Origin of the sequence: Streptomyces sp. NPDC005202, assembly GCF_040608235.1 — a bacterium.
Lineage (GTDB): Bacteria > Actinomycetota > Actinomycetes > Streptomycetales > Streptomycetaceae > Streptomyces.
On sequence record NZ_JBEXHW010000005.1, the window covers coordinates 209701 to 222746 of the forward strand.

General features: G+C 72.7%; 14 protein-coding genes and 1 pseudogene. 11 read left to right on the forward strand and 4 right to left on the reverse strand.

Annotated elements, in window-relative coordinates; all coding sequences use genetic code 11:
• Positions 1 to 18: 18 nt before the first annotated feature.
• From ABZV31_RS12275 to ABZV31_RS12285, 3 genes are all read right to left on the reverse strand, one after another.
• Positions 19 to 828, reverse strand: a complete 810-nt coding sequence (locus tag ABZV31_RS12275; RefSeq protein WP_355891702.1) for an SAM-dependent methyltransferase — start codon at positions 826 to 828, stop codon at positions 19 to 21.
• Positions 829 to 959: 131 nt separating this feature from the next.
• Positions 960 to 1205, reverse strand: a complete 246-nt coding sequence (locus ABZV31_RS12280; RefSeq protein ID WP_355891705.1) for a DUF397 domain-containing protein — start codon at positions 1203 to 1205, stop codon at positions 960 to 962.
• Between the two features lie 3 nt (positions 1206 to 1208).
• The gene (locus ABZV31_RS12285) at positions 1209 to 2030 is read right to left on the reverse strand and encodes a helix-turn-helix transcriptional regulator (protein ID WP_355891708.1); all 822 of its coding nucleotides are present in this window, start codon (positions 2028 to 2030) and stop codon (positions 1209 to 1211) included.
• A 304-nt stretch (positions 2031 to 2334) separates the two neighbouring features.
• Here ABZV31_RS12285 and ABZV31_RS12290 point away from each other — a divergent pair, with 304 nt between their 5' ends.
• The 7 genes and pseudogenes from ABZV31_RS12290 to nrfD all read left to right on the forward strand — a co-directional run bounded on the left by ABZV31_RS12290 (position 2335) and on the right by nrfD (position 8214).
• Positions 2335 to 2694, forward strand: a complete 360-nt coding sequence (locus tag ABZV31_RS12290; RefSeq protein WP_355891711.1) for a hypothetical protein — start codon at positions 2335 to 2337, stop codon at positions 2692 to 2694.
• Entirely contained in the window at positions 2691 to 3218 is a 528-nt protein-coding gene (locus ABZV31_RS12295; RefSeq protein ID WP_355891713.1) for an ATP-binding protein, read from the forward strand. Before ABZV31_RS12290 ends, ABZV31_RS12295 begins: the two co-directional genes overlap by 4 nt.
• 500 nt (positions 3219 to 3718) lie before the next feature.
• The gene (locus ABZV31_RS12300) at positions 3719 to 4450 is read left to right on the forward strand and encodes a DUF6624 domain-containing protein (RefSeq protein WP_355891714.1); all 732 of its coding nucleotides are present in this window, start codon (positions 3719 to 3721) and stop codon (positions 4448 to 4450) included.
• 120 nt (positions 4451 to 4570) lie between these two features.
• Positions 4571 to 4837, forward strand: coding sequence for a hypothetical protein (locus ABZV31_RS12305; RefSeq protein ID WP_355891717.1), 267 nt, complete (start codon positions 4571 to 4573; stop codon positions 4835 to 4837).
• A gap of 100 nt (positions 4838 to 4937) precedes the next feature.
• Positions 4938 to 6395 (forward strand): annotated as a pseudogene (locus tag ABZV31_RS12310) (molybdopterin dinucleotide binding domain-containing protein); the annotation flags it as partial.
• On the forward strand, positions 6392 to 7240 hold the full coding sequence (locus tag ABZV31_RS12315; RefSeq protein WP_355891718.1) for a 4Fe-4S dicluster domain-containing protein: 849 nt from the start codon (positions 6392 to 6394) through the stop codon (positions 7238 to 7240). The pseudogene ABZV31_RS12310 and the gene ABZV31_RS12315, both read left to right, overlap by 4 nt.
• The gene (gene nrfD, locus ABZV31_RS12320; RefSeq protein WP_355891721.1) at positions 7237 to 8214 is read left to right on the forward strand and encodes an NrfD/PsrC family molybdoenzyme membrane anchor subunit; all 978 of its coding nucleotides are present in this window, start codon (positions 7237 to 7239) and stop codon (positions 8212 to 8214) included. The genes ABZV31_RS12315 and nrfD overlap by 4 nt, the downstream gene beginning before the upstream one ends.
• A 60-nt stretch (positions 8215 to 8274) precedes the next feature.
• Here the strand turns inward: nrfD and ABZV31_RS12325 are convergent, their stop codons facing one another.
• The gene (locus ABZV31_RS12325; RefSeq protein ID WP_355891724.1) at positions 8275 to 9303 is read right to left on the reverse strand and encodes an SDR family oxidoreductase; all 1029 of its coding nucleotides are present in this window, start codon (positions 9301 to 9303) and stop codon (positions 8275 to 8277) included.
• Between the two features lie 143 nt (positions 9304 to 9446).
• Between ABZV31_RS12325 and ABZV31_RS12330 the strand changes: the two genes are divergently transcribed.
• The 4 genes from ABZV31_RS12330 (at position 9447) to ABZV31_RS12345 (ending at position 13033) form a co-directional block, all read left to right on the forward strand.
• On the forward strand, positions 9447 to 9728 hold the full coding sequence (locus tag ABZV31_RS12330; protein ID WP_355891727.1) for a helix-turn-helix transcriptional regulator: 282 nt from the start codon (positions 9447 to 9449) through the stop codon (positions 9726 to 9728).
• The gene (locus ABZV31_RS12335; RefSeq protein WP_355891730.1) at positions 9725 to 11491 is read left to right on the forward strand and encodes a helix-turn-helix domain-containing protein; all 1767 of its coding nucleotides are present in this window, start codon (positions 9725 to 9727) and stop codon (positions 11489 to 11491) included. The genes ABZV31_RS12330 and ABZV31_RS12335 overlap by 4 nt, the downstream gene beginning before the upstream one ends.
• Positions 11492 to 11510: 19 nt before the next feature.
• Positions 11511 to 12083: a transcriptional regulator gene (locus ABZV31_RS12340; protein ID WP_355891733.1), complete on the forward strand. Its 573-nt coding sequence runs from the start codon at positions 11511 to 11513 to the stop codon at positions 12081 to 12083.
• Between the two features lie 194 nt (positions 12084 to 12277).
• Positions 12278 to 13033: an alpha/beta hydrolase gene (locus tag ABZV31_RS12345; protein WP_355891735.1), complete on the forward strand. Its 756-nt coding sequence runs from the start codon at positions 12278 to 12280 to the stop codon at positions 13031 to 13033.
• Positions 13034 to 13046: the final 13 nt, after the last annotated feature.

Here is a 13046-nt window from a genome sequence, read left to right on the forward strand (position 1 = left end):
TGCCCCGGCACCGGGACGTCAGGGCTTGCGGGCCACGCCGCCGTGGATGTCCGTGGGCTCGGGCGTGGTGCCGGGCTCGGGACGCCACAGCGGGCAGGACACGATGCCGGGCTCGAGCAGTTCCAGGCCCTCGTAGTAGGCGGCGAGCTGCTCCGGGCTGCGCAGCACGTACGGCACGGCGCCGGTGTCGTCGTAGCCCTGCTGGGCCTCCTTGAGTGCCTGGTCGGTGTCGGTGCTGTCGTAGTGGACGAAGTAGCTGCCGGAGGGCAGGGCGGCCTGGAGGCGGCGGACGATCGACTTGGCCTCCTCGTAGTCCTGGACGTGGCCGAGGATGCCCATGAGCATCAGGGCGACCGGCCGGTCGAAGTCCAGGATCTTCTTCGCCCTCTCGATGATCGTCTCGGGCTCGTGCAGGTCCGCGTCGATGTACTCGGTGACGCCCTCCGGGGTGCTGGTGAGCAGGGCCTGGGCGTGGCGGAGCACCAGCGGGTCGTTGTCGACGTAGACGATGCGCGACTCGGGGGCGATGCGCTGGGCGACCTGGTGGGTGTTGTCGTAGGTCGGCAGTCCGGTGCCGATGTCGAGGAACTGGCGGATGCCGAGGTCGCCGGCCACCAGGGTCACGGCGCGGATCAGGTACTGGCGGGAGGCGCGAGCCATCGTCTCGATGTTGGGCGCGACCTCGCGGTAGGCGTCGCCCGCGATCCGGTCGATCTCGTAGTTGTCCTTCCCGCCCATCCAGTAGTTCCAGATGCGGGCCGAATGCGGCACCGTGGTGTCGATCTTGGACAACGCGTCCTGGTCGGGGGTGGGCTGGCCGTCTGTCATGGGAGATCTCCTGCCGTGCGTCACGCGGTCTGTCTCTAACTTATCGTCAACGTCCACTCGTGCGGCCCGAGTTGGCGCTGAGCAGGAGGCCGCGTGTGGCGGGTGCTCGGGCGGGGCGGCGCTGTCCCGGCTCAGGCGACCAGGAAGTCCGCCATGCCGGCCTTGGCGCCCTCGAGGAAAGTGATCATCTCGGCTCGGGTGTAGACCAGCGCGGGCCCTTCGGGGTCCGTGGACTGGCGGAAGGCGACGCTGCCGTCGGGCAGGCGCTTGGCCTCCACGCAGGAGCCGCCGTTGGGGCCGCTCCAGGGCTTCTCCCAGCCCTCGGTTCCCAGGTCGACGGCGGGCATGCCGTTGTAGACGGGGCCCCTGGATCCCATAGGTCACAACTCCTTACGCAGTTCAGCCAGGATGTCCCTGGTTCGTGCGACCGGTTCCGCCTGCACGGACATCCGGTCCAGTATTTCGAGATAGGTGACGACGTCCTCGGGCCGGTCGTAGTAGACCGAGCCGGCGAGGTTCTCGGTGTAGACGACGTCGGGCAGTTCGGAGAACCCGAAGCGGAAGTGGTGGAAGGGGCCGTAGGCGCCCGGGTGGGCTCCCACAAAGAAGCGCATGACCTGGATCCGGACCTTCGGCATGTCCAGGACCTCGATGAGCCGGTCCATCTGGGCCCGCATCACCTCGACGCCGCCGACGGGGCGGCGCAGCACCGTCTCGTCCAGGATGGCCCAGACGGCCGGGGCGTCCGGCTTGACGATCAGGTCCTGGCGCTTGAGGCGCAGGGCCACGCGACGGGCTATCTCCTCCTTCGACTCGTTGGGGAAACCGACGCGCATGAGCGCGGTGGCGTAGTCGTGCGTCTGCAACAGGCCGGGAACGTAGTGGGGTTCGTAGAGGCGGATGACGCTGGCTTCGCTCTCCAGGCTCACGTAGGCGCTGAACCACTCGGGCAGCACGTCGCGGTACTTGTACCACCACCCGGGCTGGTTGGCCTCCCTGGCCAGGGTGAGGAAGTCCTCGATCTCCGCCGCCGGGACCCCGTAGGTGCGCAGCAGCTCCTTGACGTACGGGATGCGCAGCCCGACCTCGGCCTTCTCGATCCGGCGGACCGTCAAAGGGGTCACCTCGATGGCCCGTGCCGCGTCCTCGAAGGACACTCCGGCCTGCTCCCGCAGCTGCCGCAGCCGTTTACCGAGAACCATCCGCAGGACGGTGGGTGCACTGCCGCCAGAGCGGTTCTCGCTCACGCCCAACCTCCCGGAACGGCCGTCACAGTGTGCAGTGTGCCACGCGGAGGACGACACAGACAGGGTGATGCGACTCGTTCTGAAATTATCAGAACGCAGGTTGCGAGCTGAGTGTGTCGCAGACCATAGTGATCGAGGGAGCTGCCGCACGTGAGGCCAGCGACGACGGCCAACTGTGCTGGGCAGTACGGGAACTGATGTTCCAACAGGTGCAGCCCCGGGCCGCACCCGACCGCGAGGCGAGACCTGGATGGCCACCGTGACCGACGGACAGTCAAGGCGCCCGGACGAGGGCACCACCGGGGGCAACAAGGCGCCGGCAGCCGCCCTGAAGGACGCGGGCTGCTCCTACTACGTCTCCCTCCCCCGCCGGGGCAACGAACTGGGCCGCCGACAGGGTGTGGACACCAACCACGACCTGGTCTCCGTCACCCGTCGGCTCCAGGGGCCCCGGCAACCATGCGGCGCCACAACGGAGTTGATCGCCGCCGTGCTGTCCGAGCGGCTCGGCCGCGCCGTGTTACCGGCGGACCTCGGCCTCCCCACCGGCCGACAGCGCCCCGTGGGGCAGCCAACGAGCCGCCCCTCGGACGCGCTGCACTCCAAGGAGGACCGATGACGGCATCCAGGGCCCAGCGCCGCGGGCCGTTGCCCTCACAGGCAGATGCCGGGGACGGAATGGCCGGCGGAGTGCCGGCCGGCCTGGCCGGGCCCGCCGAGGTCGCCGTGAACGAGTCTCTCCGCCTCCGCTCCACCGTGCCCGCCGACCCCTCCCGTGCGGCGGCCGTGCGGCGCCTGGTCGCCGAGCACCTCGCCGAGCTGGCCCTGTCGGCCGATCAGCTGGACACTGCCGTCCTGGCGACGGACGAGCTGTTCGCCAACGCGGTCAAACACGCGAGCACCGACCCGCGCGACACGATCACCGTCACCATCGAGTGGAGCGGGCGCACCCTGTGTGTGACGGTCGCCGACCGCTCGCCCGAGCTGCCGCGGCCGCGTGCGGCGGACGCGGTGGCCGAGTCCGGGCGCGGACTGGCCATCGTGGCCGCGCTGGCCGACGACTGGGGCATGGCACCGCCCGAGCCCGGCAGCCCGGGCAAGAGAGTGTGGTTCACGCTGCAAGGACGGGGGGCGGCGCCGTGAGGGGCGGGGCGGAGCGCCTCGGCAAGGGCGCGGACAACGCGGCTGCGGGCTCTGCGATGCCGCGCCAGGACGGGGACACCCCGGCCAAAGGCGCCGGCCGGCCGCGCCTGGACGCGAGCGCAGGAGCGGCGGCAGAGCCGGGCACGGCCGCAACATCGACGAGGCACACGGCGGGTGCAGCACCGGGGGAGCGCGCGGCGGTCCCGATTCCGGCGGCGCGCAGGGCTGATGCGGCGTCGGCGGGGCGCCGGGGGGACGCGCCCCCGGCGGGGGGTTCTGCGCCGGCGGTGCACCCGGTGGATGGGGCATCGGCGGGGCATGGGGCGGATGCGGTTCCGGCGGCGGGTTCCCCACCGGACGCCCACGCGGTGGATGTGGCAGCGAGTGGGCACGTGGTGGACGTGGCAGCGAGTGGGCACGCGGCGGATGCAGCAGCGACCGGGCGTGCGGTGGACGCGGCAGCGAGTGGGCACGCGGCGGATGCAGCAGCGACCGGGCGTGTGGTGGACGCGGCAGCGAGTGGGCACGCGGTGGACGCGGCAGCGACCGGGCACCCGGTGGACGCGGCAGCGACCGGGCACGCGGCGGATGCGGCAGCGACCGGGCACCCGGTGGACGCGGCACCGACCGGGCACCCGGTGGACGCGGCAGCGACTGGGCACCCGGTGGACGCGGCACCAGCTGGGCACCCGGTGGACGCGGCACCGACTGGGCACGCCGAGATGCCGCTGTCCCCGGCGCTTGCCTCCGCGTTGGCGGCCGAGTTGGTGCGCAGGGCCGATGAGGACCGGGAGCTGATGCGACAGACGGGGGCCGGTCCCACGCCGGAGCGTCGGCGCCGTGTCGTCGAGTGCCACCGGGACAACGCCGAGGCCCTCGCGGCGATCGTCCGCCGGCACGGCTGGCCGGCCGCCGACGTGGTCGGCGCGGCCGCGTCGACGGCGGCGCTGATGATCCTGCTGCACGCCCCGGACCTCGGCTTCCGGCTGCGCTGCCGCGATCTGATCGCCCAGGCCACGGCGGACGGCCGCTGCCCCGCGGTGCATCTCGCCTACATCGCCGACCACTGCGCCGTGGAGCTGGGCGAGCCGCAGTTCTACGGGACGCGGGTCAATCCCGTGACGCTGCGCCCGTATCCGGTGCGCCGGCCGCAGAACCTCGACGAGCGCCGCCGGGACGTCGGCCTGGGCCCGCTCGAGGAACAGATGCGGGCGCTGCGCCTCCACGCCTGAGGCGCCCGGCGTCGGCCGAGGCATCCGGCGCCGCACCAGGCCGCCTTCGCGACACGGCAGGTTTCGCAGGTGACCGCGGAGGTACTCGCGTCTCACCCGACGACGCGAAGGGAGTACGTCGTGTCCGACCACCGCCAGGAAGCACCCGGCGAGAACGGCGCGCCTGTCCCCCGGGACATGCCGGACCAGCAGGCCCACGCCGGTGATGACCCCTGGGAGGCCGCTCCCGTCCGCGAGCGGGGCGAGACCGACGAGGAAGCGGAGTCCGCCGAGCCGGCCACCGACGTCCCGGACACCGACGAGGCGGGCACCGGACGGCGGGGTGTTGCCCCGCACTCGGGTTCCGTGAACCCCGAGCACCCCGTACCGGACGAGCCCTCCGCCTGACCCCTCAGGGAGCCGCCATGGGTATGGCCGACCGCGTCCGCGCCTGGCCCGTCTATCGTCAGCTCACCGGCAGCGACCGCATCGGCCGGGGCAGTGCCGCCTGGTCGTCCGCGACTTCTCCCTCATCGAGTCGGCGACCTGGTGGAAGGACGGGCCGGAGATCGAGAGCGGAGAGCTGCGGACGGAGGACATCGGCACCGAGGTGTTCTTCTTCCCGGCCGCCTCGCACACCGAGAAGTCCGGCTCGTTCACCAACACCAACTGCTGGGTGCAGTGGCACTACGCGGCCGTCGAACCCGAGGGCGACGCGCGCAGCGACCTGTGGTTCATGTACCACCTGGGCCGCCGCATCAAGGAGAAGCTGGCCGGTTCGACCGATCCCATGGACCGCCCGATCCTCGACCTCGCCTGGGACTACCCGGTCACCGGACCGCTTCAGGAGCCCGTCGCCGACGCCGTGCTCGCCGAGATCAGCGGCCACGGCCCCGACGGCGGCCCGCTGAGCGCCTACACGGAGCTGAAGGACGACGGCACGACGCGCTGCGGCTGCTGGATCTACTGCGGGGTGTACGCGGACGGCGTCAACCAGGCCGCCCGCAAGAAACCGCACTGGGAGCAGGACTGGGTCGCCGCCGAGTGGGCCTGGGCCTGGCCCGCCAACCGGCGCATCCTCTACAGCCGCGCCGCCGCCGCCCCCGACGGCACGCCCTGGAGCGAGCGCAAGAAGTACGTCTGGTGGGACGCGGAGGGCGGCAAGTGGACGGGCCACGACGTGCCCGACTTCGTACCCGACCGGGCCCCCGACCACGTACCCGACGAGGACGCCGAGGGCCACGACGCGCTGCGCGGCGACGACCCGTTCATCATGCAGGCCGACGGCAAGGGCTGGCTGTACACGCCGGCCGGCCTGGAGGACGGGCCGATGCCCACCCACTACCAGCCCCAGGACTCGCCGTTCCCCAACGTCCTGTACCCCTTGACCTACCCCTCGACCCCGCGCAACCCCGTCCGGCAGCTGCTGCCCCGCGAGGGCAACCGCTACCGCCCCAGCGGCGACGAGCCGGGCGCCGACGTCTCCCGTACGTCGTCACCACGCACCGGCTGACCGAGCACTTCACCGCGGGCGGCATGAGCCGCTGGTCGGAGTACCTGTCCGAGCTGCAGCCGGAGTTCTTCTGCGAGGTCTCGCCCGCCCTGGCCGCCGAGCGCGGCCTGCAGCACGGCGGCTGGGCCACCATCGTCACCGCGCGCAACGCGGTCGAGGCCCGCGTGCTGGTGACCGACCGGATCCGCCCCCCTCAAGGTGCAGGGCCGCACACTCCACCAGATCGGCCTGCCCTTCCACTGGGGACCCAACGGAGTGTCCCCCGGCGACGCGGCCAACGAACTGATGGCCATCACCCTCGGCCCCAACGCCCACATCCAGGAGGACAAGGCGCTGACCGCCGACATCCGCCCGGGCCGTCGGCCGCGCGGGCCGGACCTGCCGAAGCTGGTCGCCGCCTACCGCAGGCGCGCCGGAATCACCGGGACGACCGGGACGGAGGCCAGGAAATGAGCGAGGAGACTCAGCAGCGGGTCGGCTTCTTCACCGACACCTCCGTCTGCATCGGCTGCAAGGCGTGCGAGGTGGCGTGCAAGGAGTGGAACGCCATCCCGGAGGACGGGCTGTCCCTGACCGGCATGTCCTACGACAACACCGAGGCGCTCGGCGCGTCCACCTGGCGGCACGTGGCCTTCATCGAACAGCCCCGGCCGGACGGCCGTACCCAACTCCCGCTGATCGAGGGCGGCGCGACGGCGCAGGAGACGACGGTGGACGGCGGCGAGATGCGCTGGCTGATGTCCTCCGACGTGTGCAAGCACTGCACCCACGCCGCCTGCCTGGACGTGTGCCCCACCGGGGCGCTGTTCCGCACCGAGTTCGGCACGGTCGTCGTCCAGGAGGACGTCTGCAACGGCTGCGGCTACTGCGTGCCGGCCTGCCCCTACGGCGTCATCGAGCAACGCCCGAACGACGGGCGGGCGTTCAAGTGCACCCTGTGCTACGACCGGCTCGGCGCCGACCAGGAACCGGCCTGCGCCAAGGCCTGCCCGACGGACTCCATCCAGTTCGGCCCGCTGAACGAGCTGCGCGAGCGGGCCGCGCTGCGCGTGGAGCAACTGCACGAGGCTGGCGTCACCGACGCGCGGCTGTACGGGCACGACCCGGACGACGGTGTGGGCGGCGACGGCGCGTTCTTCCTGCTGCTCGACGAGCCCGAGGTGTACGGGCTGCCGCCGGACCCCGTCGTCACCACCCGCGACCTGCCGGCGATGTGGAAGCACGCGGCAGCGGCGGCCGTGTCGCTGCTGGGCGGCGCCGCACTGTCCTTTGCGCTCGCGGGAAGGGGGCGGCGATGACCGGGACCGAGAGGCCCGAGAACCCGACGGCCGAGCGGCGCGGGCGCAAGGGCGGCCGCGGTGAGCGGGCGATGGTCCCGAAGGCCGAGTTCCGGTCGTACTACGTCCGGCCCGTCATCAAGGCGCCGTCCTGGGCGGCGCCCGACATCGCCGGGTACTTCTTCCTCGGCGGACTGGCGGGCGCCGGATCGGTGCTGGCGGCCGGGGCGCACCTGACTGGTCGCACCACCACGGCGACGGTCCTGAAGATCTCCTCCCTCACGGCCGTCTCACTGTCGGCGGCCGCGCTGATCCACGACCTGGGCCGCCCGGGCCGCTTCGCCAACATGCTCCGCGTGTTCAAGCCGATCTCGCCGATGAGCGTGGGCTCGTGGCTGCTGTCGGCGTACGGGCCCGCGGCGGGAGTCGCCGCCGCGAGCGCGGTGACCGGGCGGTTGCCGCGGGCCGGGGCGGCTGCGACCGGGGTTGCCGCGCTGCTGGGCCCGGCCGTCGCGACGTACACCGGGGTCCTCGCGGCCGACACCGCCGTACCGGCCTGGCACGGAGCCCACCGCGAACTGCCCTACCTGTTCGCGGTCTCCGCCACGGCCGCAGCGTCCGGCATGGCGCTCGCCCTGGGGCCGTCCCGGGAGAACACCCCGGCCCGCTACGCCGCCGCCCTCGCCGCTCTCGCCGACATGGCGGCCGGCCAGGTGGCGGAAGACCCCCTCGGCATGGTCGCCGAGACCTGGCGCGAGGGCCGGGCGGGCGCTCTGCTGAAGGCGGCCCGGGCCCTGACCGTCGGCGGCGCCCTGGGCGCGGTCCTGCTCGGCGACCGCCGAGCCGCGGCAGTCGCCTCCGGTCTCGCCCTCCTCGCCGGCTCGGCGTGCACCCGCTTCGGGGTCTTCGCGGCGGGAATCGCCTCGGCCGAGGACCCGGCGTACACGGTGGTGCCGCAGCGGGAGCGTCCGGACGGTGAGCGGCGGACGGTTTGAGCCGGAGCCGGTGAGGTTGTTCTGTTCCTTGCGCCCCTTCAGCGCCCCTTCAGCGCCCCTTCAGCCGACCTTGCGACCCTTCATGGGCTCGGTGTCCTCGCCCGCGCCGCCCTGCAGGCCCTGCAGGAACTCCTGCAGTACCTCCGTCGCCGTGCGGTCCGGTTGCCAGCCCAGTTCGGTGCGGGCGCGGGTGCAGTCCATCAGAGGGAGGCGGAGGACCGCGTCGAACAGGTGCGGGGAGGCGGGAAGCAGGTGCAGGCCCCAGGCGGCGGCGATCGCCGAGCGGGCCGCGGTGCGGGGCAGGCGTACGGGGCGGGCGCCGAGCAGCTCGCTCAGCACCTGGGCGTCGATCGGCGGCTCGGCGGCCAGGTTGAAGGCACCCCGTACCTCGTGGCGCAGCGCCAGCTCGTAGGCCCTGGCGGCGTCGTCCGTGTGCAGGGCCTGCACCCGCAGGCCCGGGACGTCCGGCAGGAACGGCAGCAGCTCGGGCCGGGCCAGCGGACCCGGCAGGAAGCGGCCGCCGAAAATACGGCGCTGCTCGCTCGCCGACTCCCGCTTGAAGAGGAAGGCAGGACGCATCCGGACCACCCTCACGTCCGGGTGATCGCGCTCGAAGGTGTCCAGGGCCCGCTCCAGATAGGCCTTCTCCCGGCAGTACGCGGCGTCCGGCCACCCGTGGGTCGGCCACGACTCGTCCACCGCGTGGTCCTTCGGTCCCGGCGAGTACGCGCCGACCGACGACGCGTGGACGAGCACCGGCACCCGCGCGGCGGCCACCGCCTCGAAGACGCGGATGCTGCCCAGCACGTTGGTGCGCCAGGTCACCGCCGGATCGTGCGTCGGCTGGAACGCCCACGCGAGATGGACCACGGCGTCGGCGCCCTCGAACTCCTCGGCCAGACCGGCCTGTTCGGACGCGATGTCGACCGCCGACCACTCCGTCTTCGGCGGCGACCACTGGGGAATCCGGCGGGCCAGCCCCCGTACCGACCCGATCTCCGGATCCTCCGAGAGAAGGCGCACGACACTCGTACCGACGTTGCCGGTGGCTCCCGTGACGACGATCCTGCTGCCCGACGCGTTACTCACCTTCGGCTCCTCTCGGCGGCGCTGACACTGCGCACACCGAGTACCCGGTCTCCGCCGATGCACGCGGCCGCTCCACATACCTGGGGGCATGCGTATTCGGCAAGTCTCATACGGGTGACGCATGGACCCGGTATGGTGGACGCGTGGGACTGTCCTTGGGAGAACGGGTGCGGTCGTCGGTCGCCGCCCTGATGCACGCGACCGGCGAGTCGCAGGCGGACCTCGCCCTGGCCCTCGGCGTGAGCCAGGCCCAGGTGAGCCGCCGTCAGTCCGGCAGCGCCGCGTGGAGCCTGGCCGACTGCGACGCGCTGGCCGCGCACTTCGGCATCGACGTGCTCGACCTGCTGGCCGGGCCGACCCGCGCGTACGAATCCCTGCCCGCGTGGCGACGCCGGCGCGGCGGGGGCGGGACGGTGACCCGATGAAGGACTTCGAAGCGATCGACGCGCTGTTGGCCGGAGCCCGCCAGGAGGTCGCGCTCCCACCGCCCGACGTGCGCCGCGGCCTGCGCGAGGGCCTGAACCTCTCCCGCGCCCAGGTGGCCCGCGCCCTCGGCGTCAGCCCCTCCACGGTCGGCGGCTGGGAGTCCGGCCGCGATCCGAGCGGGGAGGTGCGCGAGAAGTACGCGTACTTCCTCGAGGGGGCGCGGACCAAGCTGGAGGCCCGGGTCGAGGAGACGGTCGCCGGTGCCGCGGCCGGCGTGGCCGAGGGGGCGACACCGGCTCCGAGTGACGCGGCGGACGAGGGGGCGACACCGGCTCCGAGTGACGCGGCGGACGAGGGGCCGGTCCCGGTTCTGGACCGCGCCGAGGACGTGGCGGTCACCGCCCCCTCGGCGCAGGCCGACGGTTCCGACGAGGTCGAGGCACTCCCGACGCCTCGGCCCTGCGTGCTGTGCGGCGCCCCCGCGCACCACCAAGTCGCCGGATTCGCCCAGCACTTGGACCCGGCCGAGTGTGGCACACCGGCGCCTGCGCGCCGGGCGGGCACCGGACGGTCCGCGCCCATGGCGGACCCCGGGCAGCCTCCGCACACCGTGGAGCGCGGACGTCACGCGTACGCGGCGGAACCCGAGCGGCCCGACAGGACGGCGGAACGCGGACAGCCCGAGCGACCGGCGGGCCCCCGACAGCCCCCGCACACGGCAAAGCCCGGCGCGCCGATCCGCCCCGGCCGGCCGACCCGGATCGTCCCCGTCGGCCGCCGCATGCAAGCCGCGTCCGACACCCCCGACCTGATCGGCCAGGCGGTCGCCGCCGCGCTCGCCACGTACGAGGGCGACGTCGAGGCGGCCACCGCGGCGCTGGTCAAGCGTGCGATCCCGGACGCGATGGCGCTGCTGGACGAGACGCGCAAGGGCGGCCGGTACGACATCGTCGCGCACCCCTGGATCCCGGACATCCTGCGCAAGCAGAGCGCGCGCGGCTCGGACCAGATCTGGGAGGCCCGCCCCAAGTGGGCCCGCCGCGAACTGCCGCCCGGCCGGCACGAGGTGACCGCGCTAGACATCAACGGCGCCTATCTGTCCGCGCTCAAGACCCACCTCCCGATCGGCCAGCTGGAGCACTCCACCGGCTTCGCCCACGACCGACGCCGCGCCGGCGTCCACCTGATCACGCCGCCCGCCTGGGAGCACGACGCCTACCTGCCCAACCCGATCGGCAACCGGGACGAGCCCGGCCCGCTGTGGGTCACGGAGCCGACCCTGCGGCTGCTGCTGCGCCTGTCCGGGCCGAAGTACGGGCTGTGCGACCCGCCGGAGATCCACGAGTCGTTCACTTCGGGCGCGACCGAAAGCCTGCTGGAGAAGTTCCGCGTCGCGCTCAAGGACGCCCGTGACCGGGCGATCGCCGAGGACGACGAGGTGACCCTGGAGTACGTGAAGGCGATGTACTCCAAGTTCGTCTCCACGATGGGGGAGTCGAACTACAACCGGGAGCTGTACCGCCCCGACTGGATGCACCTGATCCGCTCCCAGGCCTTCGCCAACCTCTGGATGAAGGCGTACAAGGCCTACGACGAGGGCCTCACGCTCGTGCGCGCGATGGGCACCGACGAGCTGCACGTGATCGGGGACTGGCGGCGTGTCTTCCCGGAGGGCCGCGGGGTTTCCGAGGTGAAGATCAAGGACACTTACACCGTCGGCGAGGACATCGATCCCGCCGCCACGGGCGAGCACGACGACTGAGTGAGGGAGGCAGCCCGAAGTGCCGCAGCGCACCATCGAGTTCGGCAAGTACGGAGCCCGCGGCATCAAGGGCAGCGCGGCCGTGGCCCGGCAGCTGGACGCGCTGGCCGGGGGCATCGCCACCCCGGTCACCGCCCGGCGCGGCATGCTGGCCCGCCTGCACTACCTCACGCGGACCGAGCACTCCCGCGCCGCCGCCCGGGAGGCGGGCCTCACCGTCACCGACCGCACGCTCAGGGCATGGCTGGAGGGCCGGCGGTCCCCGTCGAAGCGGAACCTGGAGAGGATCGAGACGGCCTACTGGACGGTCCGCCGCCACAACGTCGCCCGCTACCTCCTCGGCCGCCTCAACCGCGAGGGCCGCGGCACCCGCGTCGAGCTGCACCCGCTCAACCAGTCCCAGGTCGACCGCCCCCGCCAGCGGGTGATCGAGTACCGCACGCTGAACATCCGGCACTGGGAGGCCATCGTCGAGGCCTGGGCGGCCGGGGACGAGCGGGCCCTGGACGACGCATGGACCGACCAGATCGTCGATCTCGGCTCGCAGTGGGGCCAATACGAGTACGTCACCAATATCGGCTTCGCCGCCTGACCTGCACCTGCGGCGAAGCCGGGCATGACGCCGGAGGTAATCGACCCTCCCCGCCCCGCGCGGAACCATCGAGGGCGTACCCACTCGCCCCGCACCCTGGTTTCCGGGAGGTCCTCGATGCCGTACTTCACCAGCCCCGTCGACCCCACACGACTGCACTACTCGACTACGGTCCCGCCTCCGGCCCCGTCGCCGTGTTCGTCAACAGCGCGTTCCTGGGCTCGGAGATGTGGGAATTCCAGATGCTGCCCCTGGCGGAGGAGGGCTACCGCTGCGTCGGCCTCGACCGGCGGGGGCACGGGCGGTCCGAGGACGTCTGGAGCGGCTACGACCTCGACACTCTCGCCGACGACCTGCACGGGCTGCTCGACCACCTGGACCTGCGCGACGTCACCCTGATCGGCCACTCGGTGGGCAGCGCCGAGATCGTGCGCTGCCTGACGCGGCACGGCGCCGGGCGGGTGGCCCGGGTCGCCCTCGTCGGGGGCATCGCGCCGGGCGTTTGTCGCTCGGCCGACAACCCCGACGGCATGGACCCGGCCGGCATGCGGGCCGCCAACGAGGTGCTCCGGCGGGACAGGACCGCGTTCTTCGCGGACTCGGCCCACTCCTTCTTCGCGCTCGACCGGCCCGGAAACGACATGTCACCGGCGTACGTGCGCCATCTCGTCGACCGCTGCTTGGTCTCCACGGCCCGCGCGGCGAACGCCGTGCAGGACATGGTCGTCACGGTGAACGTCGCCCCCGAGCTGCCCAAGCTCGACCTGCCGGTGCTCGTCGTGCACGGCACCCACGACACCTCGGCACCCCTGGACGTGACCGGCCGCCGCGCGGCTCGGCTGCTGCCCGACGGCACGCTGAAGATCTACGAGAACGCGGGCCATGGTCTGTTCGTCACGCACGCCGGGCAACTCGTCGCCGACCTGCGGGACTTCACGGCCGCAGGCTGAACCCCGGGATCCG